This window comes from Amycolatopsis sp. lyj-90, assembly GCF_046549035.1.
GTDB lineage: Bacteria > Actinomycetota > Actinomycetes > Mycobacteriales > Pseudonocardiaceae > Amycolatopsis.
Map to the genome: position 1 here is coordinate 1 of NZ_JAJPWP010000003.1, position 25,956 is coordinate 25,956.

Here is a 25,956-nt window from a genome sequence, read left to right on the forward strand (position 1 = left end):
GACGAAGACCAGATCGAAGAAGAGCTCCAGCGGGTAGACCTTGTGGTCTTCCCGCGCCCCGGCGGGCCGGGTCGCGTTTAGCGGGCTAAACGCGCCCCGGCGTCAGTGGAGCATGAGCAGGACTTGGAGCTCCCCGACCAGGAAGCCGATGAGCCCGCCCACCGCGATGAGCTTCCACTCGTCCTGCCGGAACGCCGGCCGCAGCAGCCCTTCGAACTCCAGCGGCGTCAGCCCGAGCATCCGCCGCTCGACGATCTTCGCGACGTCCATCGCCTCGGTCAGGTAGCCCTCGGCGTGGCGGATCGTCGGCGGCAGCCGCTCCAGCGCCTGCCGCGCGGCCGCCTGCTTGATCTCGCGCAGCCGTTGCCCGCCGACGGCCATCGCGACCATCGGTTTCGCGACACTCGCCTGTTCGTCGACGGCCTGTGCCACGAGCCGCTCGACCAGCGCGTACAGCCGGTCCGACCGCGGCCCGCGCAGGACGGCGTCGAGCAGGTTCGGCACGGTCAGGATCTCGTTCGCGATCATCTCGCCGTACTGACGCGCGACCTCGGCCCGCCGCCGCTGGAACTTGCCCTGCAGGATCACCCGGCCCACCCGCACCGGCTCGCGCGGCACGAAGATCAGCTTGATCGCCAGCCAGTCGGTGAACAACCCGATGCAGCCGCCGAAGATCGGCAGCACCCAAGGCTCCTTCGTCAGCGCCCACACGAACGCCTGCACGACACCGAGGCCAAAACCGAAGTAGATCCCCGTGCGCGCGATGAACGCCATCTCCGGCCGTGACGTCTCGCGGATCAGCCGGACGAGCAGCTTCTTGTCCCTGGTGAGCCGCTGCACGGTCATGTGCTGGAAGTCGAGCACCTCGTCGAGGTTCTCGGTCATCTCCGTCATGAACTCGCGCACCAGCCGCGGTGTCGAGGCCTGGACCTGCTTGATCAGCAGCTCCTGCGCCATCGTCGGCATGACCTCCCAAAGCCTCGGATGGTGCTTCTCGAGCACTTCGCGGGCGACCTCGTCCACGGCCCGCAGCAGCGGTTGCTCGATTTCGCGTGTGATGATCGCCGGATCGATCCGCCGGAAGACCTCCTTGACGTCCAACAGGTTCGACGTCAGCAGCTCCGTCGCGACGGCGGCCATCCGCCCGCCGTGTTTGGGCACCACGCCCTGCCAGCCGAGGAACGGCTTGATCCCGACGAACTCCAGCGGTTTGAACATCATCTCGATGGCGACGCGTTTGGTGACGTAGCCGATCAGCGCGGCGACGAACGGGATCGCGGCGTACAGCCACCAGTGCCGGGCGAGGTCGTCGAGGACGGCGTTCACTCCGACCTCCTAGCTCGTACACCGGGGATGGGAAACCGTATCGGGTGGCGGGTCAGTGAAGCAGCAGAAGCACCTGAAGTTCACCGACAAGGCCGCCGATCACCGCGCCGACCGCGATCAGCTTCCACTCGTCCTGCCGGAACGCCGGGCGTAGCAGCTGCTCGAATTCGAGCGGGTTCAGTTGCCGCATTCTGTCCACAATGGTGTTCCGGACGTCGAGCGCGTTGACCGCGTACCCCTCGGCGTGCCGGATCGTCTCCGGGATCCGTGCCGCGGCCTTCGCCGCCGCGGTCTGCTTCATCTCCTGGAACTTCCTGCTCCCGACGGCCATCGCGACGAACGGCTTCACGACGCTCGCCTGCGTGTCGATGGTCCGCTGCACCTCGCGGGTGATCATCGTGAACAGCTTGTCCGACTTCGGCCCGCTCAGCACGGCTTCGAGCAGGTTCGGGATGGTGATGATCTCGCGCGCGATCATGTCGCCGTAGTCCGCGGCCACCTGGTCCTTGCGTTTCTGGAACACGCCTTGCCAGGTGTAGAAGCCGAAGAACCGCTTCGGCTCACGCGGCAGGAAGATCATCTTCAGGGCGATCCAGTCGGTGAACCAGCCGATGCCGACACCGAACAGCGGCAGCACGATCGGCGACTTCGTCAGCGCCCACACGAGCAGCTGCACGCAGCCGAGGGAGAAGCCGAACACGATCCCCGACCGCGCGATGAACCGCATCTCCGGCCGCGAGATGTCGCGGATCAGCCGGTTGAGCAAGGCCTTGTCGCGCACCAGGTTCGTCACGACCATGTGCTTGAGGTCGAGGACGTCCTCGATGTTCTCCGCGATCTCCCGCATGATCTTTTCGATCGCGCGCGGCGCCTCGGCCTGCACACGTTTCAGCAGCATCTGCTGGGCGGTGTTCGGCAGCACTTCCCAGAGTCTGGGCTGGTACTGCTCCATCACCTCGCGCGTGACGTCCTCGACGATCCGCAGAAGCGGCTGTTCGATCTCCTTCGCCACCTGCGCCGGATCGAGCCTGGCGAAGATCTCCTTCGGGTCCACGAGGTTGTTCGTCAGCATCTCGGTGGCGGTGGAGGCCATCCGCTCGGCGTTCGCGGGCAGCACGCCCTGCCAGCCGAGGAACGGCTTGACGCCGACGAATTCCACCGGTTTGAACATCATCTCGATGGCGACGCGTTTGGTGACGTACCCGATCAGCGCCGCGATGAACGGCATGGTGACGTACACCGGCCAGTGCTCGCCGAGGTCGGCGATGACGGCGTCCACTCGAAGCCCCTCCCGCGTCGCGCTTGAGGGGAACCTAGCTGCCTGTCCTCAGTGGAGTAGTAGCAGGACCTGAAGTTCACCCACGAGCCCGCCGATCACCGCGCCGACCGCGATCAGCTTCCATTCGTCCTGCTGGAAGGCGGGTCGCAGGATCCCTTCGAACTCGAGCGGGGTCAGCTGCTGCATCTTCACGACGATCGTGTTGCGGACGTCGAGCGCGTCAGTGGCGTAACTCTCCACGTGTTTCACCGTTTCGGGGAGGTACGCGATCGCCTTCTCCGCCGCGGCCTTCTTCATCTCCTGGTACTGCACGCCGCCGACGGTCAGCGCCACCAACGGTTTCGCGATGCTCGCCTGCGCGTCGATGGTCCGCTGCACCTCGCGCGTGATCATCGAGAACAGCTTGTCCGACTTCGGCCCGGTGAGCACGGCCTCCATCACGTTCCGCACGGTGAGGACCTCGTCCGCGATCAGCGCGCCGTAGTCGCGGGCGACCGCCTGGCGGCGTTTCTGGAACATGCCCTGCCAGCTGAAGAACAGGAACCGGCGCGGCTCGCGCGGGTAGAAGATCATCTTCAGGGCCAGCCAGTCCGTGACGAACCCGGTGACGAACCCGAAGATCGGCATGATCAACGGCTGTTTGGTCAGCGCCCACGCGACGAACTGGATCAGGCCGATGACGAAGCCGAAGTAGATCCCGGACCGGGCGATGAAGCGGAGTTCCGGGGTCGCGACCTCCTTGATCAGGCGGCAGGTCAGCGATTTGTCCCGGACCATCGCGTTGATCAGCATCTCGTTGACGTCGAGGACCTCGTCGATGTTCGTCGACACCTCGCGCATCAGCCGTGCGACGACCTTCGGCGCCTGAGCCCGGACCTGGTCGACCAGCATCCGCTGCGCCCGCGTCGGCAGTAGTTCCCACAACCTGGGCTGGTACTGCTCCATCACCTCGCGGGTCACGTCCTCGACGGCCTTGAGGAGCGGCTCCTCCAGCTCCTTGACCACCTCGTCGGGATCGAGCCGGGAGAAGATCTCCTGCGGATCGACGAGGTTCTTGGTCAGCAGGTCGACGGCGGTGGTCGCCATCCGGCGCGTGTTGGCCGGGATGACCCCCTGCCAGCCGAGGAACGGCTTGATCCCGACGAACTCCAGCGGCCGGAACATCATCTCGATGGCGACGCGTTTCGTGATGTAGCCGATGAGCGCGGCGATGAAGGGCATCGTGGCGTAGACGTGCCAGTGCTCCCTGATGTCGTCGAGGATCGCCGAAACGTTCAACCGGGCCTCCCCCTGCTTACGACCTGTCAACAATGGAGGATGCCATGTGATCGGCCCGTCGCGGACCGAGTGCAGCCGTTTGGCGGTACTACCCGACGGGCCCAGGCTCATTAAGGTGTCCGCCATGGTCGCTCCTGAGAAGACGGCGCCTCAGGCGCCCTCAGCGAAATCGCCCCAGTTCGCGGGCGCCGTCCGCGGATACGACAAGCGTCAGGTCGACGAGCGGCTCGCCGAACTGTCGACCGAACTCAAGAAGACCTCGCGCAACCGCGACGAGGCCGTGGCGACCGCCGGTGAACTCACCAAGGCGCTCGGGCACGCCCAGAAGGAACTGGACGAGACCAAGGCCGCCCTCGTGCGGATGAGCGCGAGCCCGTCCGGCGCCGGCGCGATGGCCGAACGCGTCCGCATGATGATGCAGCTCGCCGAGGAGGAGATCGCCGACCTCAAGGCCGCCGCGGAGGCCGACGCCAAGTCGACCCGCGCCGAAGCGGACCGGTACGCCCACGAGACGCAGCGCGCGAGCGACAAGGCGGCGAAGGACGCGCAGGCCGAGCGAGAGAAGCTGCTGGCGGACGCCAAGGCCGAGATCGAGCGGCTGAACTCCGAGGCGGCGCAGAAGCGCAAGGAACTGGACATGGAGAGCGTCCGGACTCGCGCCGCCGCGGACAAGAAGGCCGAGGAGGCTTCGGCGGCTCGTCGCGCCGAGGCGGAGAAGGCGTCCGCGGACAAGATCGCGGAAGCCGACCGGGTGTCGGCGGGCAAGCGCTCCGAAGCCGAGCGGATCTCGGCGGAGGACATCGCCGCGAAGCAGGAGCAGGTCGCGGAGGCCCTCACCGACGCGAAGACCCAGCAGTCCGAGGCTCAGCAGGCCCGGAAGCTCGCGCTGGAACTCCGGTCCAAGGTCGCCGAACGGCTTTCCGCCACGGACGTCGCCGTCCAGGAAGCCATCAAGCTGCTGGCTCCCGCTCCCGACACCGCCGCGGCGGCACCCAAGGCCGAAACACCCAAAGAAGCGGCGCCGAAGCCGACTCCCACGAAGACCAACGGCCCACGCCCTTCCTGATCTCTCGACGCTGGACGACGGCGAGCAGTTCGTCGTCGTCCAGCCCTGCGGTCCGAGGCCGGTCTGTGGAGGTTGTGACGATGATCCTGGCCGAGGAACGCGCGGCGGTCTGCGAATTCGCCCGCCGGATGACCACCGACGGGCTCGTGGTCGGTACGTCCGGCAACGTCTCCGCGAGGCAGGGCGAGCTGGTCGCGGTGACCCCGACCGGGGTCGACTACGCCGGGCTGCGGCCGGAAGACATCCCGGTGGTGGGCCTCGACGGCGAAATCGTCGACGGCTCCCTCGAACCCACCAGCGAACTCCCGATGCATCTCACGGTGTACCGGGAGGCGGCGGATCCGGACGGCAAGGCGATCTCAGCCGTGGTGCACACGCATTCCGTGCACGCCACGGCCGTCTCCACCCTCGTCACCGAGGTGCCGCCGATCCACTACATGCTCGCCGCGATCGGCCCGACGGCCCGCGTCGCGTCCTACGCGACGTACGGCACCGAGGAACTCGCCAAAGCCATGTTGGAGGCTCTGGAAGGCCGCCGGGGGTGCATCCTGGCCAATCACGGCACCACGACCTTCGGCGACAGTCTCGGCTCCGCGTACAGCCGGGCGCAGCAGCTCGAATGGGTCTGCCAGGTCTGGCTGACGGCGCGGGCGGCGGGAACACCGAATCTGCTCCCGCCCGCCGAGATCGACCACGTCGTGGAGAAACTCCGCGGCTACGGGCAACGCTAGGCCCGTGTCCTAGGAAGCCGCGGGCTCGGCCTCGTAGTCCACGGCGTGCACCGCGTCGAGGAGTTCGACGACCGTCGGATCGTCGACGGCTTCCTTGATGCACTGCCACAACTGGAGATTCGCCAACGCCCATCGGGAGTAGCTCTCCGCGGCCTTGGGGTTGTAGAAGTAATAGCCGCTGTCGTGGACGTCGCGTTGCTCGCCGACGATCTTGTCCGCCAGTTCGCGGAGGCTCAACCCGTTCTCCCGCAGATAACGGTGGGCGAGCACGACGGGCGTCACCGGCAGTGCCTTGAACAGCGTGTCGGCGTCGCTCAGCGCTTGGGCCTCGAGCGAGATGTGCCGCCCTCTGGTGGCCATCTCGGCCTCGTCGATGATCTCGTCGATCCACCGGGCCACGGTGTCCTCGACACCGCACTCCCGCAGGATGCCCATGCGGAGATCTCGCCCGGCGGCCGCGGGGGAGTTCCGGAGCACGATGTAGTTCACGTCGTGCACCAGCGCCGCCACCTCGACGACGGTGCGATCCGCACCGTTGTGCTCGGCGAATCCCGCGGCCTTGGCCCGGACGAAACTCACGTGATGCCAGCCGTGGAACTGCAGTTTGTCCGCATAGCGCCAGCACAGTTGCCGGACGCGATGTTCGACGGCGTCGATGGTCTGGGAAGAAATCGTGTTCTTTCGCGCGCGCATACACCTCTCCGATCCCGTTTACAGACGGGTGGAGTAATGGTATGCGCCTTCGACGGCGGTGTGTAGTTAGATGCGGCCGGCCAGGTCCCCCAATCGGACCTCCACCGGAACGTGACGATGCCCGATTCCGGTCTTCGGGTCATAGGAGAGACTGGAATCGCTTACCGGGCGTGACTTCACCAAAAACGTCATAGTCCCTTCGGTGGCTTCGGGAATCCGATGGAACTCGTCCGCGTACATGACGCCTACCGCCCCCGCCTGACACAGTGTGCTACGTCGTAACCGAACCGATGTGATCAATCCGGAAAGCTGGTCGCGCAGGGTCGAGTACCGCTCGTGGACATAGTTGCCACGGAGGAGCGTGGTGCAGAAGTGATATCTGTGATTGTGCACGGAATCGGCGTAGCCCTCACGCCAGTCCTCCGGTGCCTTGTACTCGTGGAGCCAGATCGAAAACGGATCCGTCGGGGAGTCGAGCAGGCACCAGGCGAAATGGGTGGTCGTCTCACGGGATCGGCAGAGAACCGCGCTCGCCTCGTCCGGACTCAGCGAGTCCAGGTGCCGCCGGAGATCGGTGCGCAGGTCCGGTCTCGACGTCCAGTCCCGGAAGATCTCGTCGACGACTTGCCAATGCTGTGCCAGCGGCAGATCCGTCGTGCGGAGCAGCGCGGCCAGCTGGGTGAGGGGGGACAAGCGAGTGAGCAACTCAAGCTCCTCAGTTCTAGTGCTCTTCGGCGCCGAGAAATCAGGGGTTCAGCTCGGCGAGTGTGGTGAACTCCTTCCGGAAGGCGTGGAATTTCCCTTCCAGTTCGAGGAAGTTCTCTTCGGACAGGGGAGAACCGGTGATCTTTTCGTACAGGGCGAGGAAATCCGCCCTCGTCGTCGTGGTGGAGATACGGAAGTGGCGTCCGGAACGGGATTGGGAAACACGCAGGAACTCGGAGCGTTCCTTGTTGTACAGAAAGGAACCCTCGCTGAACCGCAGCGTGCGCGGATACAGCGTGGTCGCGCCGCGGATGTCGCTGTACAAGGTCACCCAAACGCTCTCGTCGAAGACTTCGAGCCGGTCCAGCGGCGGGTCGGCGACGACGGTGATGTCCACCAGTGAGCACCGGCTGCGGGCCAGGAACAGCCCGACCAGGCCGATGCTGATCTCGTCGTCGAGACGTTTCTGGATCGTCTCGTAGTCCATGCCCGCTTCTTCGCTGCGCAGGAGATACCGCGCCCTGCCGCTGATGGCGCCCTCGTCGCGCGGGTCGGCGATGACCACGCGCAGCTCCCTTTCGGTGCGGGACAACAGCAATCGGGCCGCGGCGTGCCTGCCGGAGAACCCGCGGAAGAAGTAGTGCCGGGCCACGTCGAGGTCTTCGGTCATGACCCGGTTGAACAACGGATCCGGATCGGCCGTCGCCTCGAAGACGTGGGTGGGGAAGAATTCCTTGTTGAGCGAACGGTATTCGGCGCTGAGCGCTTCCAACGCGCGTCGGCTTTCCTCGATCACCGGGGTCACCATCGCGCGCTGTGACGCGGCGGCGGTGATCAGGGTCTGGCCGAAGCCGACCACCGCGGAGATCAGGGTGCCGGTGCCCAGTGAAGTGAGCAGCGTTTTACCGGCGCCGGGATCCATCATGCTGGAGATCCACAGGCTGAGGCCCGCGATGACGACCAGTACCGTGAGCAGCAGGCTCGTCCTGGTCCAGAAGATCTCTTGCAATGGGGTACGGCGGAGCCGGTCGGCTTCCGCGGGCACGGGGGTCACCTCCTTGATCCGCACCCGAACGGACGAACGCATTGCGTATCTGTTCGAGTGCGGGGAGTTACTCTACGCGCCTCGTGACCATGCCGAAATAAGAAATTCGGGGGAAAGATACCAACAGCGAACGTAACGCACGGCTATACCTTATTCGCTGCCGAGGTTTCGCCGAAAAGCGGAAAAACCGCTCACGGAGCGTGGGGAAGGATGCCTTCGTACCAAGCGGGTCCGGGCTTCGCGGACGACAGTGTTTCGACAACGGCCGAAGACGGAGTGGTGTACACCGTGGGGAAGTCGATCTCTCCCCTGGCGGGATCCAGCTTCCACGCGAGCCGCTCCACTTCCGGGGAATCTGTTCGTAAGAAAGGAAAGTGGGCGTCCGCACCGTTTTTGTTGCCCCTCGGATCGAGCCGGATCCACCGGCCCTGGCCGGCGAGATACACGGCGTTGAGCCCGTGCAGAACGCCGATCCGCTGATAGCAGAACCCGGCCGGGATGCCTTGGCTGCGAAGCAAAGCGGCCAGCAGGTGGGCCTTCGCGTAGCAGAGGCCGACCCGTTCACGCAGAACCTCGGAGGCCATAAGAGTGACGCGGGAATCGGCTGCGTCCACCGTATGGGCGATGTCGTCGCGCACGAAGTGAAACATCGAACGAATCACGTCGGCTTCGGTGCCGCCGGTCGGTGACAGCGCGTCAGCCGTTTCGCGGATCAGCGGATGCTCGTGATCGATGACCGCGTCCGCGACGAGATAGTCTTCGAGCCGCTCGGATTCGATCTTCAAGGCGATTTTCACGCGGCTCCGTTCAGTACCGTGTCGACGGCTTCTTCGAGAAATTTCGGACCGGCTTCGCCGCCGCGCAACAACAGCCGGAACCAGATCGCCCCCGCGAGCAGATCCATCACGACGACAGGATCGGCACCGGACCTCAATTCGCCCCTCGCGGTGGCGCGTTCGAAGATCGGCTCTTCGCGCGCCATGCGGTCGGCGAAGAAACTTCGCGACACTTCACCCAGTTCCGGGCGGCGCGGACCCGCCGTCAGCGTCGCCGTGACGACCGGTGCGGTCTGCTCCGAAGTCAGCAACCGGTGGATTTGCGTCGCCACGGCGAGGAGATCGCCGCGAAGGCTCCCGGTGTCCGGGATGTCGACGGCGAACAGTCCCGAGTCGCGCAGCGCCGCGGCCAAGAGCGCGTCCTTCGACGGCCACCACCGGTACAGCGTCGTCTTGTTGACGCCGGACCGGGCGGCGACGCCCTCGATGGCGAGCTTCTCGTAACCGTGCTCGGCCAGGAGTTCGAGGGTGGCGGCGAAGATCGCGTCGGCCTTGCGGGGGCCGCTTTGGATGCTCACCGGAGCACAATACAACGCACCGTTGCGTTGCATGACGATCGCCAGTACGTTGCAACGCAACGGCGCGTTGCATTCAGGAGGCAAACCATGGTCCCCGTCGTCTTCGTCCACGGCATCCGGCTCAGCTCCGCCGCGTGGACCGAGCAGCTGAACCCTTCCGCGAGAGCGGTCGATCTGCCAGGTCATGGCACCCGCCGAGGTGAGCGGTTCACCCTGGCCGGCGCGGTGGACGCCGTCGTCGACGGCATCGAGGAGCCCGCTCTGGTCGTCGGACACTCGCTGGGCGGCTACGTCGCCATCGCCGCGGCCGCGAGGCATCCGGACCGGGTCGCGGGCCTCGTCGTCGCGGATTCGACCTACCTGCCCGGCAGGACGCTGGAGGCGCCCTTCCGCATCGCGCACCGCCTGCTCATGCGGCTCCCGGATCGAGGAGAAGGACTCAGCCGGCGGCAGTTCCGGAGTGCGCTGCCACCGAAGCTCGCCGAGGCCGTGATCGGCGGCGGCATCGCGACCGAGGTGATCTCCGACGTCGCCATGGCCTTCGCCGACTTCGACGTGCTCGCGGAACTCGCGACCTACCCGGGGCCGACCTGGCTGATCAACGGCTCCCGCGACCACTTCCGCCGCCACGAGCGCCGTTTCCTCGACGCCTGCGCCGACGGCAGGCTGATCATCGTCCCGAAGGCGGGGCACTACCTGCCGATGGCGCGCGGCGAGGAGTTCTCCCGGCTGGTGCTCGACGCGGCCCGCGGCCTGCCGTCCGTTAAATCAGGGGCGCCCGGCGGCGCCGCTCGCTAGGATGATCACCATGTGTTCCGTCATCCACGCCTGGCAGGCCATGCGCCTCCGGTCGACGCGCTGACCCTGGTTCCGGCCCTAGCCGACGCCAAGGTCCACGTCCACCGTTCGCCAAGGGATGACAAGGATCTTCACCATGCGCGCATCTTCGCGCCCCATTTTCGTCTTCGTTCACGGCGGCTCCAGTAACGCGCGGGCCTGGGGCCCGTTGCAGAACGAACTGGCTCTGCTCGGCTACCGTTCGCACGCCGTCGACCTACCCGGTCACGGCGACCGTGCGGACAGCCCGGCCGCCTACTACCGGCAACCCCAGGACCTCGCGGCGCTGGCGGCCGCTCCCTCCCCGCTGCGCGGAATCACGTTGCAGGACAACGTGAAGCACGTCGTGGACACCCTGCGAGGGCTCGACGGCGGGGCACCGGTCGTCCTGGTCGGCAACAGTCTCGGAGGGCTGACGATCAGCGCCGTCGCCAACGCCGCGCCGGAACTGCTCGACCGTGTCGTCTACCTCTCCGCGCTCTGCCTCGGCGACCCGGCCATGCTCACCGAGCCGTGGGACGTGGTCGACGACAACCTGCTGGACGCCCTGGCGGCGCGGATCACCGTGCCGGACGTGGACGAACCCGGTGTGGCCCGGCTGAACTGGCGTAGCGCCCACGGCGACCCGGCGTTGTTCGCCGAGTTGAAGGCCGCCGTCATGGCCGACTCCACCGACCACCAGTTCCGGCTGTTGCTGGACTCCCTGGACCCGGACGAGAGCTACGCGGTGCTCGAACCGGGGGCGTTGGTCCAGGCCGACGGATGGGGGCGGGTCCCGCACACCTACGTCCGTCTCGCTTCGGATCTCAGCATCACCCCGGCGGTCCAGGACTACATGATCCGCAAGGCCGACGAGTTGACTCCGCACAACCCGTTCGAGGTGCACACCCTGGCCTCGTCGCACGTCGGCTACTTCAGCCGGCCACGGGTCTTCGCCGACCTGCTGACCGGTCTCGGCTGAGCCAGTGCCCCGGGCATCCCCGCCACCGACCGGCGGCGGGGATGCCCGGGGCTACGTCAGGCCGTGGCCCGAAGCCTGGTGATCTCCTGTGCCAGCGCCTCACGCAGTGAGTCGTGTCGAGGGCCCAACGCATGTTCCGCGGTCCGCCAGCGATCCGCCGGGTAGAGCCAGACCGGCCGCCCGACGAGGTCCTCCGGTTCCCAGTCGTAGCGCGGCCAGACGTGCGCGTGCAGGAACGGGTCCGTGTTCCCGAGGATCTCCAAGTTGACGCGACGGAAGCCAGGGTCCCGTCGGGCACAGACGTTCTCGACGGCTTCGCCGAGCACCTCCATGTCGGACAGGAACTCCAGCCGCCGTGTCCTCGGCAGATCGGTCAGCCTGCCGGTGGCGGGGGTATCCGTCAGCAGGACGCAGTAGCCCGGCAGGAACTGCGTATCGCCGATCACCGCGATTCCCGCGTCCAGCCGTCGCAGCACCGTCGGGTTCTCGCCACGCAGTGCCGAGCCGACCCGATCCCGTTTCCAGTCGCCGGTCATGAGTCAAGCTAGCCGACCGGGATGAGCGAGCCTTCGGCGTTGGTCGTGAACTGCATGGCCAGCCGGACCGGCGCCGGGTGCGGGGCCAGCACGATCGACGCGAACGGGGTCGAGGTCACCCCGGTCGCGTAGTTGGTCTGCAGATGCACGCTGACGTGCACGTTCCGGTCCGCGGGGATTTCGAACGTGACCGAGCCCCACGAGACGACGTACTGCCTGCCGTCGATGCTCGCGATCGGCGCGTAGTGGCGCACCGCGTTGGCGCTGAAGGGAGGTATGTCGACGACGAGCAGCCGACGCTGACCGTCGTGGTTGTCGACGTAGGGGATCACACCGGGCTGCGAGGCCAGATCGGTCATTCTCGGTGCTCCATCAGAACTGGTAGTAGAGGAACGGGCTGAACGTCCCGGTCGCGATCAGGATCGCCGCGTAGATCAGCCCCACGGTCATCACGCCGATCCGCAGCGCCGTCGCCGGGCGGCTCCGCGAAGACTCCAGCAGCGGCCCGGTCACCGGATGCGCCGGCAGGAACACGATCGCCAGCGCGCACAGCAGGATGATGAGCCGCTGGTTGGTCACCGCGCTCTCCACGACGTCGGTGAGGCCGGTGAAGTCGGGCAGCACCATGTGCCCGATCATGCCGAGCGCGTGCGGCAGGTCCTTGGCGCGGAAGAACACCCAGCCGAAGACCACGAGCACGAGCGTCAGCGCGCGGCGGCCGATGCGGGCGGCCTGGGTCTTCGGGGTGACGTCGTAGCCGAAAGCGCGTTCCACGATCAGCAGCGCGCCGTGGTAGATCCCCCAGATCAGGAACGTCCATTGCGCGCCGTGCCAGAACCCGGTCAGCACGAAGACGATGCACAGGTTCCGGTACGTGTGGCCCGCGCCGGTGCGGTTGCCGCCCAGCGGGATGTAGACGTAGTCGCGGAACCAGCGCGACAGCGACATGTGCCAGCGCCGCCAGAACTCGGTGATGGTCACCGACGAGTACGGCCTCGCGAAGTTCTCCGGGAGCCGGAAGCCGAGCATGCGGCCGAGCCCGATCGCCATGTCGGAGTACCCGGAGAAGTCGAAGAACAGCTGAAGGGTGTAGCCGATCGCGCCGAGCCAGGCGATCGCGAAGGTCATCTGATCCGGGGGAGTGTTGAAGCAGGCGTCCACCATCGGACTGAGCGAGTCCGCGATGATCGTCTTCTTGCACAGCCCGAGCGCGAACCGCGGGAAACCGGCGGCGATGTCGTCGAGGCGGTGCGAGCGCTGCTGCGGCAGCTGGTCGGCGATCTCGCGGTAGCGCACGATCGGCCCGGCCACCAGCTGCGGGAACATCGCGATGTACGCGGCGAACGACACCGGGTTGCGCAGCGCGCGGCGTTCACCGCGGTAGATGTCCACCACGTACGAGATGTGGTGGAACGTGTAGAACGAGATGCCGATCGGGATGACCAGGTCGGCCACCGGGAAACCGCCGCCGAACCAGTGCGTCACGGCCGCGATCTGCTGGGTCGCGAATCCCGCGTACTTCCAGATCAGCAGCATGCCGACGTTGAGGCCGATGACCCCGAGCAGCAGCCGCTTGCGCCGCCTGTTCTGCAGATCCCACGCGTTCGGTTCCAGCGCGGGCCCGGCCAGGAAGTTGACGACCATGCAGCCGATCAGCACCAGCGTGTACGGCCCGGCGCCGGTGGCGTAGAAGATCAGGCTGCCCGCGGCGACGATGCCGTTCCGCCAGCTGCGCGGGCACACCAGCACGGCGAGCAGTACCGCCGGCATGAAGTACCACAGGAACAGCGGCGAAATGAACGACATCGGTGCGGGGTCCCCCAGGGCGGTTACGCGTTATCCGCTGGTGACCTTAGCCTGAGGCCCCCGCCCGATGTCGATGAACTACGTGTCGGCGAAGTGCGGGGTCAGACACGTCCCGTGAGACGGCGGCGGCGCGCCACCTCGGCCAGCAGCACTCCGGCCGCGACGGACGCGTTGAGCGACTCGACACCGGCGGCCATCGGGATCGACACGGTCGCGTCGCAGGTCTCGCGCACCAGCCGGGAGAGGCCGCGGCCTTCCGAGCCGAGCACGATGACCAGCGGGTCCGCCGCGAGGTCCAGTTCGTCGATGTCGACCGAGCCGTCCGCGTCGAGGCCGACGACCATCAGGCCGTCGTCCTTCCACGCCTTCAGCTGGCGGGTGAGGTTGGTCGCGACGGCGATCGGCAGCTTGGCGGCGGTGCCGGCGGAGGTCCGCCACGCGACCGCGGTCATGCCCGCGCTGCGCCGCTCCGGCAGGAGGACACCCTGCGCGCCGAACGCGGCGGCCGACCGGATCACCGCGCCGAGGTTGCGCGGGTCGGTGACGCCGTCGAGCGCGACGAACAGCGGGGTCTGCCCCGAGTTCTTCGCGACCGCCATCAGGTCACGCGGGTCGGCGTACTCGAACGGCGGGACCTGCAGGCCGAGGCCCTGGTGCATGGCCCGGTTGGTCTTGCGGTCGAGCTCCTCGCGCGGGACCTCCAGGATCGAGATGCCCTTGTCGCCCGCCAGGCGGACGGCCTCGTTGACGCGGTCGTCGATCTCGATGTTGATCGCGACGTACAGCGCGGTGGCGGGCACGTCGGCGCGCAGCGCCTCGACCACCGGGTTGCGGCCGGCGATCAGCTCCGGCTTGTCGGCCTTCTTCTGACGCGCCTGTTCCTTGCGGTCACGCGCGTTCGACATGCGGTACGCCTTGTGCCCGGGCCGGTCCTCGGCCTTGGGGGTCGGGCCCTTGCCTTCCAGGCCCTTCCGGCGCTGGCCGCCGGAGCCGACGACCTGACCCTTCTTCGTGCCGGGCTTGCGAATAGCGCCCTGGCGCCGGGAGTTGCCTGCCATCAGTGAGAATCCTTGAGCTAGAAAAGCGAGTAAGTGTCAGACTTCCTTGACGGTCCACTGTGGACCGTTCGGGGTGTCTTCCACCACGATGCCCGCCTGCTGGAGGCGGTCACGCGCGGCGTCCGCACGGGCGAAGTCCTTCTCGGCGCGGGCCTGCTGCCGTTCGGTGAGCAGCCCTTCCACGAGGTCGGACAGTGCCTGCCGGGTGGGCGTTTCGTTGCCGCCCGCCTCGGACCAGCGCGCGGAGAGCGGGTCGAGGCCGAGCACGTCGGTCATCGCGCGCACGGAGGCGGCGAATTCGAGTGCCTTGGAAGTGTCGGCCTCGTCGAGGGCGGCGTTACCGTCGCGGACCGTGTTGTGCAGCACTGCGAACGCCTGCGGGGTGGCCAGGTCGTCGTCGAGCGCGGCGGCGAACTCCCGGGGGACCTCGCCGAGGTGGACGTCACCGGCGATGCCGGCGGTCCGCCGCAGGAACTGCTCGATCCTCCGGTAGCCCTGGGCGGCTTCGGTGAGCGCGCCGTCGGAGTACTCGATCGTCGACCGGTAATGCGGCTGGATCAGGTAGTACCGCAGTTCGGGCGCCCGGTAGTTCTTGATCATCTCCGGGATCGACACCGTGTTGCCCAGCGACTTCGACATCTTCTCGCCGGACATGGTCACCCAGGCGTTGTGCAGCCAGAACCGCGCGAACGGGTCGCCCGCCGCGTTGGACTGGGCGCGTTCGTTCTCGTGGTGCGGGAACACCAGGTCGATGCCGCCGCCGTGGATGTCGAACTCGGGGCCGAGGTACGTCGTCGCCATCGCGGAGCACTCCAGGTGCCAGCCGGGACGGCCGTCGCCCCACGGCGTCGGCCACGACGGTTCGCCCGGCTTCGAGGCCTTCCACAGGGTGAAGTCGCGCGGGTCGCGCTTGCCCTCGCCGAGGCTCTCGCCCTGCTGGACCTCGTCGGGCTTCTGGCCGGACAGGTCGCCGTAGCCGTCGAACGCCTTGACCGAGAAGTACACGTCGCCGCCGGAGGCGTAGGCGTGCCCGCCGTCGATCAGCCGCTGCATCAGCTCGACCATCTGCGTGACGTGCCCCGTCGCCCGAGGGGAGATCGAAGCGGGCAGGCAGCCCAGCGACTCGTACGCCGTCTCGAAGGCGCGCTCGTGCGTGGCGGCCCACTCCCACCAGGGGCGATCCGCCGCGGCGGCCTTGGTGAGGATCTTGTCGTCGATGTCGGTGACGTTGCGGACCATCAGCACATCGAGTCCACTGTGGACGAGCCAGCGACGCAGGACGTCGTAGTTCAGCGCGCCGCGGACGTGGCCGATGTGGGGGATGCCCTGCACGGTGGCACCACACACGTACATGGACGCCGTTCCGCTACGGGCGGGATGGAACTCCCGCACGCTCCGGGTCGCGGTGTCATAGAGGTGTAGTGCCACCCTAAAAGGGTACGGGGTCCGCGTGAGCGACGTCGCAGTGACCGTATTACAGCACGTTATGGGTGCGCATGACACCAAGTAGGGCGTCCGGCCGCTCGGTCGTCGGCAGCGGCTCTACCAGCGCGAACGCGCAGCCGATCTCGCGTGCGGCGCCGTCGGCCTCCTGGCTGTCGCCGACCATCAGCGTCTCCGCGGGGTCGATCCCGAGCCGCTCGACGGCCGTCCGGAAGATCTCCGGCTCCGGCTTCACGGCCCCGACCTCGAAGGACAGGATGAACTCGTCGACGAAGGCGTCCCAGCCGCGGCGGCCGAAGGCGGGACGGATGTCGAAGGCGATGTTGCTCAGGACCCCGACCTTGACGCCCTTGCCCGCGACGCCCTTGAGCACGGCCTCGGTGTCCGGGTACGGCGTCCACTGGGTGGGATCGATCAGCCGGGTGTAGAGCGCGACGGCCTGGTCGGCGTGCGGGACCCCGGACTGCTTGAGGACCTCGAGGTACACCTTCCGGTGCAGCACCGGGTCGCGGTCGCGGTGGTGCCAGGCGTGCAGGTGCTCCTCGTCGAGGTCGACGACCTGGCCGACCGGCGCGGTCATCCGGCGCATCAGTTCGGTCTGGGCCTCGAGGTCGAGGTTTTCGCCCTCGTGATCGGTGAGGTCGGCGAGCCAGGTCTCATCCTGCTCGAGCCGGAAGACCGTGCCGGAGAAGTCGAACAACACAGCGCGATAGGTCACGAACCCCACCCTAGCCACGATCGTGGGGTCTTCGCCGCTCTCCGCGTGTGACATGAAAGGCCCGTTACTTGCAAATTTTGCAAGTAACGGGCCTTTCATAGCGCTTGTCAGGCGGCGTTACCGGTGATCTTGGTGGGCGTGATCCGGACCAGCACGCGGACGACGTCCGCCGGCTCTTCCGGGTAGTCCTTGTCCAGGTACTTGTGCGAGAGCTCGTTGATCAGCTCGCGCCCGCCCTCGTCGGTCATCTCCACGGTGCCGCGGATCTCGACGTAGTTGTACGGGTTCTCCTGGTCGAACACCGACACGGACACCCGCGGGTCCCTGGCCATGTTCCGCTCCTTGAGACGGCCGCGGACGGTCGCGAAGATCACCGTGTCGCCGTCCCGCTTCGCCCACAGCACGGACGTCTGCGCGGAGCCGTCGGCGTTGAGGGTCGCGAGGACCGGGAAGTTGTTGCCGTCGAGGAGTTTCTTGGTCTCATCGTTGAAAGTCACACCCATGGTGAGAGCCTAATCAACGAACGTTCCCGGCGATCCGGTCGACTCGCAGCCGGACGATCACCCGTTCGACCTCCGGGCCTTCCGGCGGCGGGTCCTGGCCGAGGTACTTGTGGCTGAGCGTCTTCGGCAACGTCTTCCCGGGGTCCGGCGTGATCGTGACCGTGCCCCGCAGTTGCGTGTGCCGGTACGGGTTCTCCGCGTCGGTGATCGACACGCTCGCGCGAGGGTCGCGTCGGAGGTTCCGCACCTTCAGCCTGTCTTCGGTGGCGCTGAAGACCAGATCGCCGTCGTCGAGGCCCACCCAGATGACCGAGGTCTGCGGTCCGCCGTCGGCGTCCAGCGTGGCCACGGTCGCGAAGTTCTTGCCGTCCACCAGTTCACGGACCGGTTCGGGAAGTGTGACTGCCATGACTGCCCGAACCGGCTCCTGGCGCGGGCTATTCCTGCGAGGGCAGGAGCAACGCCGTCGCGAACGCCGCGATGCCTTCGCCGCGGCCGGTCAGGCCGAGCCCGTCGGTCGTCGTCCCGGAGACGCTCACCGGTCCGCCGACGGCCTCGCTCAGCACCTTCTGCGCCTCTTCGCGGCGCTTCCCGACGCGCGGCGCGTTGCCGACGATCTGGACGGTCGCGTTCCCGACGGTCCAGCCGCCCGCCTCGACCAGGCGCCGGGCCTCGGCGAGGAACTCGACGCCGTGCTTGCCCGCCCACTTCGGATCACCGGTGCCGAACACCGCGCCGAGATCACCCAGTCCGGCCGCGGACAGCAGCGCGTCGCACAACGCGTGCGCGGCGACGTCGCCGTCGGAATGCCCCGCGCAGCCGTCGACGCCGGGCCAGAGGAGACCGGCGACCCAGCATTCGCGGCCTGCCTCGACGGGGTGGACGTCAACGCCGTTGCCGATCCTCACAGGGTTTCCTCTTCTCTTCGCCTGTTCGCGCGCGACCGCGATCGCGTCGCCGGGGCGCACGTTAGTGACTTACGCGCGGACTCGGGGGAAGGCGCCCCGCCGCCGCGATAGCGGGGCCTCTCGGCCGCACACGCGCCTGTCTGCCCACTTCGGCGGCGCGGCGCGAGTGAATCAGAGAGTTTCCTCTTCTTCTCCGGCCACAGCGATCGCCTCGGCCAGTTTCAGTTCGAACGAAGTGGTGACGCGCATCGCATCGGGATGCCCGGCGACGGTGTGCGCGCCGTCGAGAGACGGTTTGTCGACATACGAGAGAAAAGTCTCACGAGTGAAGCCGAGCGGGGTTTGCGCCGTACGCAGGTGTGCGCGGTCTTCGGTGCCCGTGATCACCTTCGCCGCGTCGGTCACCTTCACGGTGTCCGCCATCGGCAGTACGGGAACCACGAAGGGGGAGCCCGCACGGACCGCGTCCGCGACGGTACGGACCGTGTCCGCGGGAGTGAATGCGCGCAACGCGTCATGCACGAGGAAAACGGGATTCCCGGCGATCTCTTTTTCGACGGTGTCGAAAGCATGTTTGAGCGATGATCCGGGTACTATCCGGCAACGCTCTTCCAAGCCGGTCAGAGCGGCCGAGAACAAATGAGCACACCGCTCGGGGGCCGCCACGACCACCAGATCGAGATCCGGCAGCGCGAGCAGCCCCCGCACAGTGTGCGTGAGTAGAGCTTCACCATTGACCGGCGCGAGAGCGGGCTCCGCGTCGGAGGCATGGTGTCGAACGGCAGTGACGAACACGATTGTGCTCATATGGACGGTGCTCATATGTGCGCGATCGTAGAGGTATCCCCCGCAGCCTCACCTGGCGTGGGACATCCGCCGATTCAGACTGCCGCGGTTTCCAGAACTTCGTCGAGGAGGACTTCAGCCTTGTCCTCGTCGGTGCCCTCCGCGAGCGCCAGCTCGCTGACCAGAATTTGCCGCGCCTTCGCCAGCATGCGCTTCTCGCCGGCTGAAAGTCCGCGGTCCTTCTCTCGTCGCCAGAGGTCGCGCACCACTTCGGCCACCTTGTTCACATCGCCGGAGGCGAGCTTCTCGAGGTTGGCCTTGTACCGACGAGACCAGTTAGTGGGCTCTTCGGTGTGCGGAGCACGCAGAACGTCGAAAACCTTGTCCAGTCCTTCTTGCCCGACGACATCACGAACACCGACGATCTCGGCGTTGTCAGCGGGCACGCGAACCGTAAGATCCCCTTGCGCGACTTTGAGGACGAGGTACTTCTTCTCCTCGCCCTTGATCACGCGGGTCTCGATGGCTTCGATGAGTGCGGCACCGTGGTGCGGGTAGACGACGGTCTCTCCGACCTTGAAAACCATGTGTCCTCTGCCCCTTTCGCTGAATTCATCTTAGCACGTGCCGACGAGGCCCACCTAGCGGCCTGCGATCGTCGTCGCAGGTCAGCGGCCTGACGATGGTCCGCCCAGGGGTTGACAAACCCAATTTGCCCATGCTCATGCAGGTGAGAAGCGAACGATTTCCAAATCCTTTGTGGACGGTTGATCTTGGGCACGTCACCGCATTGGTGGCGTGTCAACACGCACCGGGTTCTCCGGCCGCGAAGTCGCCCGGCTAGTCTTCGCGGTGAAGAGGCCGTGAGATGGAAGGACTCCGACGTGAGGCTGCAGAATCGTCGCGTGTTCGGCGCAGGTGTGCTGGCGCTCGGCGCCGCGCTCGTGCTCGCCGGCTGCGGTGCTGGTCAGATCACCCAGACCGACTCGCAGCAGCCCGCGGTCAACGGGACGTACGCGCAGGCCAAGGACCTCGTGCTGCGGAACGCCGCGCTGCAGTTCCCTGCCGAGGGGCAGGCGTACCCGGCGGGTGCCGCCGTGCCGCTGACGCTGACCATCGTGAACCAGGGCAAGCTGGACGACGAGCTCGTCTCGGTCTCCTCCGAAGCCACCACCGGTGACGCCAAGATCTCCGGCGCCAAGGCCGTCGTCGCGAGCCACGCGCTCGTGATCGGCCCGTCGGACGCGGTCGAGTCGACCAAGGAGGTCGCTCCGACGAGCGCCCCCTCCTCGGCGCCGTCGTCTTCGGGTGCCCCGTCGTCCTCAGGTGCCCCGTCCTCCTCGGGTGCCCCGTCGAGCAGCGAGTCCGGCGCCCCGTCGTCGAGCGTCGCCGGGACGGTCACGCCGTCCGTGGGCCCGGAGCAGCCCACCGAGGTCGGCAAGGCCACGGTCGTGCTGCAGGGCCTGAAGCAGCCGCTGTGGGCGGGCCAGACGATCAAGGTCACCTTCGTCTTCAAGAACTCCGGTTCGGTCACGCTGGACCTGCCGGTCGCGGCGCCGTCGCACCCGGGTAGCCGGGAGCCCGCGCCGGAGAAGGAAGCCAAGGGCGGCGGCCACTAAGTCTTAAAGAGAGCTGAAGGGGCCCTTCACCGCATCACACGCGGTGAAAGGCCCTTTCGCTGCATCTGATGCGGGGAAAGTCCCCTTCAGTCCCCGGCCCGTGCTGCCCGGGTTTGTCGGTGGTGGCGGCTAGCCTCGCGGAGTGGTCAAGAAAGGCAGCACCTACCGCTGCGGTGAATGCGGGTACGAGGCGCCGAAGTGGGTCGGGCGCTGCCCGGAGTGCCAGGCATGGGGAACGCTCGAGGAACGCGGCGACGCCCGCCCGGCGATAGCCAGGGTCGCGGCAGGCGCGCCCAGCGCCCCGGCCCGCCCGATCGGCGAGGTCGACGTCGAAACGGCACGTGCCAAGCCCACCGGCGTCTCCGAACTGGACCGCGTGCTCGGTGGCGGGTTCGTGCCGGGCGCGGTCATCCTGCTCGCCGGGGAGCCCGGCGTCGGCAAGTCGACCCTCCTGCTGGAGGTCGCTTATCAATGGGCGGCCACCGCGGGCCGCGCGCTGTACGTCACGGGCGAGGAGTCGGCGGGACAGGTACGCCTGCGTGCCGAGCGCACCGGCAACGTCCACGACGAGATGTTCCTCGCGGCCGAGAGTGATCTCTCCGCGATCCTCGGCCACGTCGACGCGGTCAAACCGGGAGTCCTGATCGTCGACTCGGTCCAGACCATGGCCTCGCCACAGGTGGAGGGCGCGCCGGGCGGGGTCACCCAGGTCCGCGCGGTCACCGCCGGGCTGGTCGCGCTGGCCAAGGAACGCGGACTGCCGATCGTGCTGGTCGGTCACGTCACGAAGGACGGCTCGGTCGCCGGGCCGCGGGTGCTGGAACACCTGGTCGACGTCGTCCTGCAGTTCGAGGGCGACAAGCATTCGACGCTGCGGATGCTGCGCGGGATCAAGAACCGCTTCGGCGCCGCGGACGAGATCGGCTGCTTCGAACTGGTCGAGGAAGGCATCGTGGGCGTGCCCGACCCGTCGGGCCTGTTCTTGAGTCACACTTCCGAGCCGGTCGCGGGCACCGCCGTCACGGTGACCATGGAGGGCAAACGGCCGCTGCTGGGCGAGGTCCAGGCGCTGGTTTCGGCGACACAGGCACCGCAGCCCCGGCGCGCGGTGAGCGGTCTCGATTCGGCACGTGTCGCGATGGTGCTGGCCGTGGTGGAGAAGCGGGCGGGACTCAAGGTCGGTGACAAGGACGTCTACGTCGCGACGGTCGGCGGGATGAAGATCACCGAGCCCGGGATCGACCTGGCGGTGGTGCTGGCCCTGATCTCTTCGGCGACGGACACGCCGCTCTCACCCAAGCTCGTCGCGATGGGCGAGGTCGGGCTGTCGGGTGAGGTCCGGCGGGTGCCGAGCGTCGGGCGGCGGCTCGCGGAGGCCGCCCGGCTCGGCTTCACCTACGCGCTGGTGCCGCCGGACTCCGGCAAGATGCCGCCGGGTATCCGGGTGCTGGAGGTGGGCGACGTCGGAAGCGCGCTCAACGCCGCCAAACACGCGCGCTAGGGACCCTCGCGGTCGGTGATCTGCGTCGTCACCGTCGTCTCGTGGATCGACAGCCCCGGAAAACTGGGATCGGACCGGTTCCGTGCGGCGCTGTAGCCCGCGACATGCGCCGTCGCCAGGTCCACGACGAACGTCTTGGTCTGGTCGGTGTCCCGGACGGAGAACGAGATGGCCGGACGGTTGTCGGAGGTGGTCACGTTCGTCTCGAGCGTGATGCCCGGGGCGTTCGCGAGCGCCTTGCACAGTGCCACCCGAAGGTCGCTGTAGCCGTGCGACGAACGCATGACGCTGAGAGCCATGTCGAACATCTTGGGTGCCGTGTTCTCCTTGCCGTCCTTGCTCTCGTGGCGCAGCCGTTCGAGCAGCTTCGCCGGGTCGGTGGGCAGCCCTTCGAGGAATTCCTTGCTCAGCAGCATCCAGTTGCTTCGCGGAGGTTCGTCCCGCTGGGTGGAGACGGGTCCGTTCGGCGGTGGGCTCGTCGTGGTCGTACTGGAAGCCGGTTCATTTGTCGGCCGCTGTCCCGAGCCTTCCCAGGCGGTGGAGACCGTCGCGCCGGGGATCGACTCGCCTTGTGCCTTCGCCGTCTCGTAGTCGCCTTTGATCCAGCGGATTTCGCCGGTCCTGGTGAACCGCGTCAGATGCTTGAAGCCCCAGTCCGATGGCAGCCACCGCTCGGTGATCTCGTGTGTCTGGTAGATCACCTCGCTCTTCCTGCCGACCCACGTCACCCAGCTCGACTCGGTGGAAAGCCAGTACTGCTTACCGGTCAGGGGGAGGTCGGAGCCGCGCAAGTCCTTCAGGGGGCCCATGTCCGGGGCGACGGTCGAGTGGGCGGCGGGGTCCTGGCCGTCTTCGCCGACGAAGGCGTTCGTCGCCACGATCCCCCCGCCGGACACCAGCGCCGCGGCGGCCGCGGCCGCGATCCACCGCCACGAGCCCGGTCGTTTCTTCACCGCGGGCGGCGCTGCCTCGGGGAGGAGGACGACCTCGCCCGCGGCGCGAAGGAGCGAAGCCTTGGCGCGGGCCAGCTCGTCCTGACGGACGTCCGGTTCGGAATGGAGGTCGGCCAGCGCCTCGTCGAGTTCGGCGTCGGACCACACCTTCCTGATGCTACCGCCGTGCACTGTCGCCATCCTCCTCGCCGCTCGAGCCGTCCTTTGTGGACTCAGATGTGATCTCCGGTGCGTTGGCGCGCAACCATCTTCGGATCCGGTGCAGCCGGGATCTGACCGTTCCCGCGGGAATGCCCAGCGCCTCGGCGGCCTCGCCGGGGTCCAGGCCCGCCCAGGAGACCAGGAGCAGGGTGTCGCGGTCCGCGACGCTCAGTTCGGCCAGCGCGCCCGCCAGCTGGGCCGCGCGGGTCTGCGCGTCGACCCGCTCAGCGACGCGGCCGTCGTGTCCCGTCGAGATCAGGGGCGCGGCGGCCGCGAGCCGGGCAGTCGCGGCGAGAGCGCGGGTCTCGGTGCGGACGTGGTGCCGGAGCAGGTTCGTCGCGATGCCGTAGAGCCACGCCCGTGCCGTCCCGGCCTCCGGGCGATAGGTCTCTCGCCGCCGGAGCGCCACGAGGAACGTCTCGGCGACGAGGTCGTGCGCGGTTTCGGTGCCGACACGACGGGCGAGATAGCGCTGCAACGGGGCCGCGTGAGCGTCGAAGAGCACGCCGAAGACGGGCGCTGGGTCGGGACCACCGAGATCCGGCCTGTCCAGGCCCCGCGAGCCCGTCTGCTCGTGATCGTTTTTCATCACCTGCACGATCGCTCTTGCCCGATGGCCCCTCGAGCGTTCATTCGATCCTACTTTCGTCGTGGGCCGTTCGGGGAAAGCGCAGGTGGAGATCAAGACAAAAGCCGCCGCAGGGACGATCCTGTTCACTATTCACCGATAAAAAGTGAAACTGGGGAAGGATTACCATGCGCAGACTCAAGTCCGCGGTAGTCGCCGCGCTCGCGGTGTCCGCACTGATCACCGCACCGGCCGTGGCCGTCGCCCAAGAGAAGTCCACCGATCCCGGCTTCGTGAACTCGATGGCGCCGCCCGCCAAGGTCGAGGGCGTCAAGGCGGCCGCGGAGCTCAACATCCAGTACCAGATCCAGGAGACCGGCTACTGGTGCGGCCCGGCCGCCACCCGGATCGCCATCTCGGCCAAGAACGGCAACCCGCCGAGCCAGCAGCAGCTCGCCAACGAGCTCCCGACCAGCACCAACGGCACAGACTGGATCGGCCAGGTCACCCGCGTCCTCAACAACCACGTCGCGGGCGGCTGGTACGAGACCAAGGAGATGCCGAACGACCCGCCGACCCAGGCGCAGCGCGACCTGCTGTGGCGCGACATCGTGCTGGACGTCGACAAGGGCTACGCGCTCGTCGCGAACATCGTCGCCCCGGCGAACAACCACCCGCCGGGCTACCCGAACTACACGATCTACCACTACTTCACGATCATCGGCTACAACAGCGACAACATGACGGTGAAGATCGCCGACCCGGCCAACTTCGGCGGCAACCAGATCTACTGGCTCACCTTCAACCAGCTCGCCACCCTGATCCCGCCGAAGGGCTACTCGGCCTGACCCCCTCCCGCGTTTCGTCCTCTCGATGCGGTACTTGCGCGTGCAAGTAAAGTACCGCGAGCAGAGGACGAAACGCGGGTTGTACGAATCTTGTACGGGCGGGTTCGAAGATCGAAAGCATGCGCATCAAGACGCTCGGTCTGCTGGCCGCCTCACTGCTGGCCCTCATCGCCGCGCCGGCCCAGGCCGCCGACGGCAACCCCCTTGAGAAGACCAACGGCTTCTACGTCGACCCGAACTCCAACCCCGCCGTCTGGGTGAAGGACCACCCGGGTGGCACCGCCGACAAGATCAAGGCCGCCATCTCCACCAAGGCGGGCGCGCGGTGGTTCGGCAACTGGAGCGGCGACGTCAAGAAGGCCGTCGACGGCTACACCTACGCCGCGGACGTGGCGGACAAGCTGCCGATCCTGGTCGCCTACAACATCCCCGGCCGCGACTGCGGCGGGCACTCCGGTGGCGGCGCGGGCAGCCCCGCGGCGTACCGGACCTGGATCTCGAACTTCGCCGACGGCATCGGCGGCAAGCCCGCGGTCGTCATCATCGAGCCGGACGCGCTCGCGCAGGTCGACTGCCTGCCGGCCGGTGAGCGCCAGACCCGCCTCGACCTGCTCAAGTTCGCCTCCGAGCAGTTCGCCGCGAAGGCCCCGAACACCTGGGCCTACATGGACGGCGGCAACTCGACCTGGATCCCCGCCGCCACCATGGCCGACCGGCTCAACGCCGTCGGCGTGAAGTCGATCCGCGGTCTCGCGATCAACGTGTCGAACTACAAGACCACCACCGACTCGGCCAACTACGGCAAGGCCGTCAGCGCCGCGCTGTCGAGCAAGTACGGCTACACCAAGCCGTTCGTGATCGACACGAGCCGCAACGGCAACGGCCCCAAGGGCGCCGAGTGGTGCAACCCGGCCGGGCGCAAGCTCGGCACGCCCTCGCAGACCGGCGGCGGCGCCGAGATGCTGCTCTGGGTCAAGGTGCCCGGTGACTCCGACGGCAAGTGCGGGATCGCGCCGAACGTCGAAGCCGGGCAGTTCAGCTCCGACCTGGCGCTGCGCCTGATCAGCGGAACCTGACCCGCCCCCGAACCCGTCGCGCCGGCTGTTCGTCTGTGACCTTCGTTCTCCCGAGAAGGCGAAGGCCACGACCCCTTGGACTGCAGCCGGCGCGACGACTCCAACCACGCGTGAAGGCCCCCTTCCCTCGGCTCAGCCCAGGGAAGGGGGCCTTCAC

Annotated in this window: 29 protein-coding genes; 8 read left to right on the forward strand and 21 right to left on the reverse strand. The window is 67.4% G+C overall.

The features are described 5' to 3' along the window. Positions 1 to 102: 102 nt before the first annotated feature. The 3 genes from ACLJPX_RS11380 to ACLJPX_RS11390 are packed head-to-tail and all read right to left on the reverse strand — an operon-like array spanning position 103 to position 3,883. Positions 103 to 1,326, reverse strand: a complete 1,224-nt coding sequence (locus ACLJPX_RS11380) for a DUF445 domain-containing protein (RefSeq protein WP_410600054.1) — start codon at positions 1,324 to 1,326, stop codon at positions 103 to 105. A gap of 52 nt (positions 1,327 to 1,378) precedes the next feature. Continuing rightward, entirely contained in the window at positions 1,379 to 2,605 is a 1,227-nt protein-coding gene (locus tag ACLJPX_RS11385; protein WP_101611032.1) for a DUF445 domain-containing protein, read from the reverse strand. 48 nt (positions 2,606 to 2,653) lie between these two features. Beyond that, positions 2,654 to 3,883 carry a DUF445 domain-containing protein gene (locus tag ACLJPX_RS11390; protein WP_101611031.1) on the reverse strand — a complete coding sequence of 410 codons (1,230 nt, stop codon included), beginning with the start codon at positions 3,881 to 3,883 and terminating at the stop codon, positions 2,654 to 2,656. Positions 3,884 to 4,007: 124 nt separating this feature from the next. Here ACLJPX_RS11390 and ACLJPX_RS11395 point away from each other — a divergent pair, with 124 nt between their 5' ends. Both ACLJPX_RS11395 and ACLJPX_RS11400 read left to right on the forward strand, forming a co-directional pair. After that, a complete protein-coding gene (locus ACLJPX_RS11395; protein WP_410600055.1) occupies positions 4,008 to 4,949 on the forward strand; it encodes a hypothetical protein in 942 nt (313 codons plus the stop codon). Positions 4,950 to 5,029: 80 nt separating this feature from the next. Continuing rightward, positions 5,030 to 5,680 carry a class II aldolase/adducin family protein gene (locus ACLJPX_RS11400; protein ID WP_101611029.1) on the forward strand — a complete coding sequence of 217 codons (651 nt, stop codon included), beginning with the start codon at positions 5,030 to 5,032 and terminating at the stop codon, positions 5,678 to 5,680. A gap of 9 nt (positions 5,681 to 5,689) precedes the next feature. Here ACLJPX_RS11400 and ACLJPX_RS11405 read toward each other — a convergent pair whose 3' ends face one another. The 5 genes from ACLJPX_RS11405 to ACLJPX_RS11425 form a co-directional block, all read right to left on the reverse strand. Then, positions 5,690 to 6,373 (reverse strand): HD domain-containing protein, encoded by a 684-nt coding sequence (locus tag ACLJPX_RS11405; RefSeq protein ID WP_410600056.1) that lies wholly within the window; start codon positions 6,371 to 6,373, stop codon positions 5,690 to 5,692. 66 nt (positions 6,374 to 6,439) lie between these two features. Beyond that, a complete protein-coding gene (locus tag ACLJPX_RS11410) occupies positions 6,440 to 7,078 on the reverse strand; it encodes a hypothetical protein (RefSeq protein WP_101611027.1) in 639 nt (212 codons plus the stop codon). A gap of 40 nt (positions 7,079 to 7,118) precedes the next feature. Then, positions 7,119 to 8,165: a hypothetical protein gene (locus ACLJPX_RS11415; RefSeq protein ID WP_174720473.1), complete on the reverse strand. Its 1,047-nt coding sequence runs from the start codon at positions 8,163 to 8,165 to the stop codon at positions 7,119 to 7,121. A gap of 149 nt (positions 8,166 to 8,314) precedes the next feature. Then, a complete protein-coding gene (locus tag ACLJPX_RS11420; RefSeq protein WP_410600057.1) occupies positions 8,315 to 8,920 on the reverse strand; it encodes a transglutaminase-like domain-containing protein in 606 nt (201 codons plus the stop codon). Continuing rightward, positions 8,917 to 9,477: a TetR/AcrR family transcriptional regulator gene (locus ACLJPX_RS11425; protein ID WP_410600058.1), complete on the reverse strand. Its 561-nt coding sequence runs from the start codon at positions 9,475 to 9,477 to the stop codon at positions 8,917 to 8,919. Before ACLJPX_RS11425 ends, ACLJPX_RS11420 begins: the two co-directional genes overlap by 4 nt. An 87-nt stretch (positions 9,478 to 9,564) precedes the next feature. Here ACLJPX_RS11425 and ACLJPX_RS11430 point away from each other — a divergent pair, with 87 nt between their 5' ends. Both ACLJPX_RS11430 and ACLJPX_RS11435 read left to right on the forward strand, forming a co-directional pair. Beyond that, complete coding sequence (locus tag ACLJPX_RS11430; protein WP_410600059.1) at positions 9,565 to 10,275, forward strand: alpha/beta fold hydrolase; 711 nt, start codon at positions 9,565 to 9,567, stop codon at positions 10,273 to 10,275. Positions 10,276 to 10,411: 136 nt separating this feature from the next. After that, entirely contained in the window at positions 10,412 to 11,275 is an 864-nt protein-coding gene (locus ACLJPX_RS11435) for an alpha/beta hydrolase (protein ID WP_410600060.1), read from the forward strand. 56 nt (positions 11,276 to 11,331) lie between these two features. On the opposite strand, the gene ACLJPX_RS11440 is transcribed toward ACLJPX_RS11435, so the two are convergent. From ACLJPX_RS11440 to ACLJPX_RS11490, 11 genes are all read right to left on the reverse strand, one after another. Further along, positions 11,332 to 11,811, reverse strand: a complete 480-nt coding sequence (locus ACLJPX_RS11440) for an HIT family protein (RefSeq protein WP_410600061.1) — start codon at positions 11,809 to 11,811, stop codon at positions 11,332 to 11,334. An 8-nt stretch (positions 11,812 to 11,819) separates the two neighbouring features. Then, positions 11,820 to 12,170, reverse strand: a complete 351-nt coding sequence (locus tag ACLJPX_RS11445) for a hypothetical protein (protein ID WP_410600062.1) — start codon at positions 12,168 to 12,170, stop codon at positions 11,820 to 11,822. A gap of 13 nt (positions 12,171 to 12,183) precedes the next feature. Then, positions 12,184 to 13,617, reverse strand: a complete 1,434-nt coding sequence (locus ACLJPX_RS11450; RefSeq protein ID WP_410600063.1) for an MBOAT family O-acyltransferase — start codon at positions 13,615 to 13,617, stop codon at positions 12,184 to 12,186. Between the two features lie 101 nt (positions 13,618 to 13,718). After that, on the reverse strand, positions 13,719 to 14,675 hold the full coding sequence (gene rlmB, locus ACLJPX_RS11455) for a 23S rRNA (guanosine(2251)-2'-O)-methyltransferase RlmB (RefSeq protein ID WP_101611019.1): 957 nt from the start codon (positions 14,673 to 14,675) through the stop codon (positions 13,719 to 13,721). Positions 14,676 to 14,711: 36 nt separating this feature from the next. Further along, complete coding sequence (gene cysS, locus ACLJPX_RS11460; protein WP_410600064.1) at positions 14,712 to 16,103, reverse strand: cysteine--tRNA ligase; 1,392 nt, start codon at positions 16,101 to 16,103, stop codon at positions 14,712 to 14,714. Between the two features lie 46 nt (positions 16,104 to 16,149). Next, entirely contained in the window at positions 16,150 to 16,836 is a 687-nt protein-coding gene (locus tag ACLJPX_RS11465; protein ID WP_410600065.1) for an HAD family hydrolase, read from the reverse strand. A gap of 107 nt (positions 16,837 to 16,943) precedes the next feature. Then, positions 16,944 to 17,339, reverse strand: a complete 396-nt coding sequence (locus ACLJPX_RS11470; RefSeq protein WP_101611017.1) for a PPOX class F420-dependent oxidoreductase — start codon at positions 17,337 to 17,339, stop codon at positions 16,944 to 16,946. Between the two features lie 13 nt (positions 17,340 to 17,352). Next, positions 17,353 to 17,748, reverse strand: coding sequence for a PPOX class F420-dependent oxidoreductase (locus ACLJPX_RS11475; RefSeq protein ID WP_101611016.1), 396 nt, complete (start codon positions 17,746 to 17,748; stop codon positions 17,353 to 17,355). 28 nt (positions 17,749 to 17,776) lie between these two features. Further along, entirely contained in the window at positions 17,777 to 18,247 is a 471-nt protein-coding gene (gene ispF, locus ACLJPX_RS11480) for a 2-C-methyl-D-erythritol 2,4-cyclodiphosphate synthase (RefSeq protein WP_101611015.1), read from the reverse strand. Between the two features lie 171 nt (positions 18,248 to 18,418). Further along, positions 18,419 to 19,069 (reverse strand): 2-C-methyl-D-erythritol 4-phosphate cytidylyltransferase, encoded by a 651-nt coding sequence (locus ACLJPX_RS11485; protein WP_410600066.1) that lies wholly within the window; start codon positions 19,067 to 19,069, stop codon positions 18,419 to 18,421. A gap of 59 nt (positions 19,070 to 19,128) precedes the next feature. After that, entirely contained in the window at positions 19,129 to 19,620 is a 492-nt protein-coding gene (locus ACLJPX_RS11490) for a CarD family transcriptional regulator (protein WP_005165253.1), read from the reverse strand. Positions 19,621 to 19,917: 297 nt separating this feature from the next. On the opposite strand from ACLJPX_RS11490, the gene ACLJPX_RS11495 reads away from it, so the two are divergent. Continuing rightward, positions 19,918 to 20,652: a hypothetical protein gene (locus ACLJPX_RS11495; RefSeq protein ID WP_101613557.1), complete on the forward strand. Its 735-nt coding sequence runs from the start codon at positions 19,918 to 19,920 to the stop codon at positions 20,650 to 20,652. Between the two features lie 142 nt (positions 20,653 to 20,794). After that, entirely contained in the window at positions 20,795 to 22,153 is a 1,359-nt protein-coding gene (radA, locus tag ACLJPX_RS11500; RefSeq protein WP_101611014.1) for a DNA repair protein RadA, read from the forward strand. On the opposite strand, the gene ACLJPX_RS11505 is transcribed toward radA, so the two are convergent. Both ACLJPX_RS11505 and ACLJPX_RS11510 read right to left on the reverse strand, forming a co-directional pair. Further along, positions 22,150 to 23,253 carry a hypothetical protein gene (locus ACLJPX_RS11505; protein ID WP_410600067.1) on the reverse strand — a complete coding sequence of 368 codons (1,104 nt, stop codon included), beginning with the start codon at positions 23,251 to 23,253 and terminating at the stop codon, positions 22,150 to 22,152. The two genes, radA and ACLJPX_RS11505, sit on opposite strands and share 4 nt — an antisense overlap. Positions 23,254 to 23,263: 10 nt before the next feature. Continuing rightward, on the reverse strand, positions 23,264 to 23,905 hold the full coding sequence (locus ACLJPX_RS11510) for an RNA polymerase sigma factor (protein ID WP_410600068.1): 642 nt from the start codon (positions 23,903 to 23,905) through the stop codon (positions 23,264 to 23,266). A 158-nt stretch (positions 23,906 to 24,063) separates the two neighbouring features. Between ACLJPX_RS11510 and ACLJPX_RS11515 the strand changes: the two genes are divergently transcribed. Next, positions 24,064 to 24,723 (forward strand): C39 family peptidase, encoded by a 660-nt coding sequence (locus tag ACLJPX_RS11515; protein ID WP_101611013.1) that lies wholly within the window; start codon positions 24,064 to 24,066, stop codon positions 24,721 to 24,723. Between the two features lie 119 nt (positions 24,724 to 24,842). Further along, positions 24,843 to 25,799: a glycoside hydrolase family 6 protein gene (locus tag ACLJPX_RS11520; RefSeq protein ID WP_410600069.1), complete on the forward strand. Its 957-nt coding sequence runs from the start codon at positions 24,843 to 24,845 to the stop codon at positions 25,797 to 25,799. The last annotated feature ends 157 nt before the right edge of the window (positions 25,800 to 25,956 follow it).

Excerpts from the sequence above, each read along its gene's own strand:
- ACLJPX_RS11475 (WP_101611016.1), bottom strand. The coding sequence starts at position 17,748 with ATGGCAGTCACACTTCCCGAACCGGTCCGTGAACTGGTGGACGGCAAG.
- ACLJPX_RS11490 (WP_005165253.1), bottom strand. The coding sequence starts at position 19,620 with ATGGTTTTCAAGGTCGGAGAGACCGTCGTCTACCCGCACCACGGTGCC.
- ACLJPX_RS11445 (WP_410600062.1), bottom strand. The coding sequence starts at position 12,170 with ATGACCGATCTGGCCTCGCAGCCCGGTGTGATCCCCTACGTCGACAAC.
- rlmB (WP_101611019.1), bottom strand. The coding sequence starts at position 14,675 with ATGGCAGGCAACTCCCGGCGCCAGGGCGCTATTCGCAAGCCCGGCACG.
- ACLJPX_RS11450 (WP_410600063.1), bottom strand. The coding sequence starts at position 13,617 with ATGTCGTTCATTTCGCCGCTGTTCCTGTGGTACTTCATGCCGGCGGTA.
- ACLJPX_RS11520 (WP_410600069.1), top strand. The coding sequence starts at position 24,843 with ATGCGCATCAAGACGCTCGGTCTGCTGGCCGCCTCACTGCTGGCCCTC.
- ACLJPX_RS11440 (WP_410600061.1), bottom strand. The coding sequence starts at position 11,811 with ATGACCGGCGACTGGAAACGGGATCGGGTCGGCTCGGCACTGCGTGGC.
- ACLJPX_RS11470 (WP_101611017.1), bottom strand. The coding sequence starts at position 17,339 with ATGGGTGTGACTTTCAACGATGAGACCAAGAAACTCCTCGACGGCAAC.
- ACLJPX_RS11400 (WP_101611029.1), top strand. The coding sequence starts at position 5,030 with ATGATCCTGGCCGAGGAACGCGCGGCGGTCTGCGAATTCGCCCGCCGG.
- ACLJPX_RS11515 (WP_101611013.1), top strand. The coding sequence starts at position 24,064 with ATGCGCAGACTCAAGTCCGCGGTAGTCGCCGCGCTCGCGGTGTCCGCA.
- ACLJPX_RS11435 (WP_410600060.1), top strand. The coding sequence starts at position 10,412 with ATGCGCGCATCTTCGCGCCCCATTTTCGTCTTCGTTCACGGCGGCTCC.
- ACLJPX_RS11395 (WP_410600055.1), top strand. The coding sequence starts at position 4,008 with ATGGTCGCTCCTGAGAAGACGGCGCCTCAGGCGCCCTCAGCGAAATCG.
- ACLJPX_RS11415 (WP_174720473.1), bottom strand. The coding sequence starts at position 8,165 with ATGCGTTCGTCCGTTCGGGTGCGGATCAAGGAGGTGACCCCCGTGCCC.
- ACLJPX_RS11485 (WP_410600066.1), bottom strand. The coding sequence starts at position 19,069 with ATGAGCACCGTCCATATGAGCACAATCGTGTTCGTCACTGCCGTTCGA.
- ACLJPX_RS11430 (WP_410600059.1), top strand. The coding sequence starts at position 9,565 with ATGGTCCCCGTCGTCTTCGTCCACGGCATCCGGCTCAGCTCCGCCGCG.
- ACLJPX_RS11405 (WP_410600056.1), bottom strand. The coding sequence starts at position 6,373 with ATGCGCGCGCGAAAGAACACGATTTCTTCCCAGACCATCGACGCCGTC.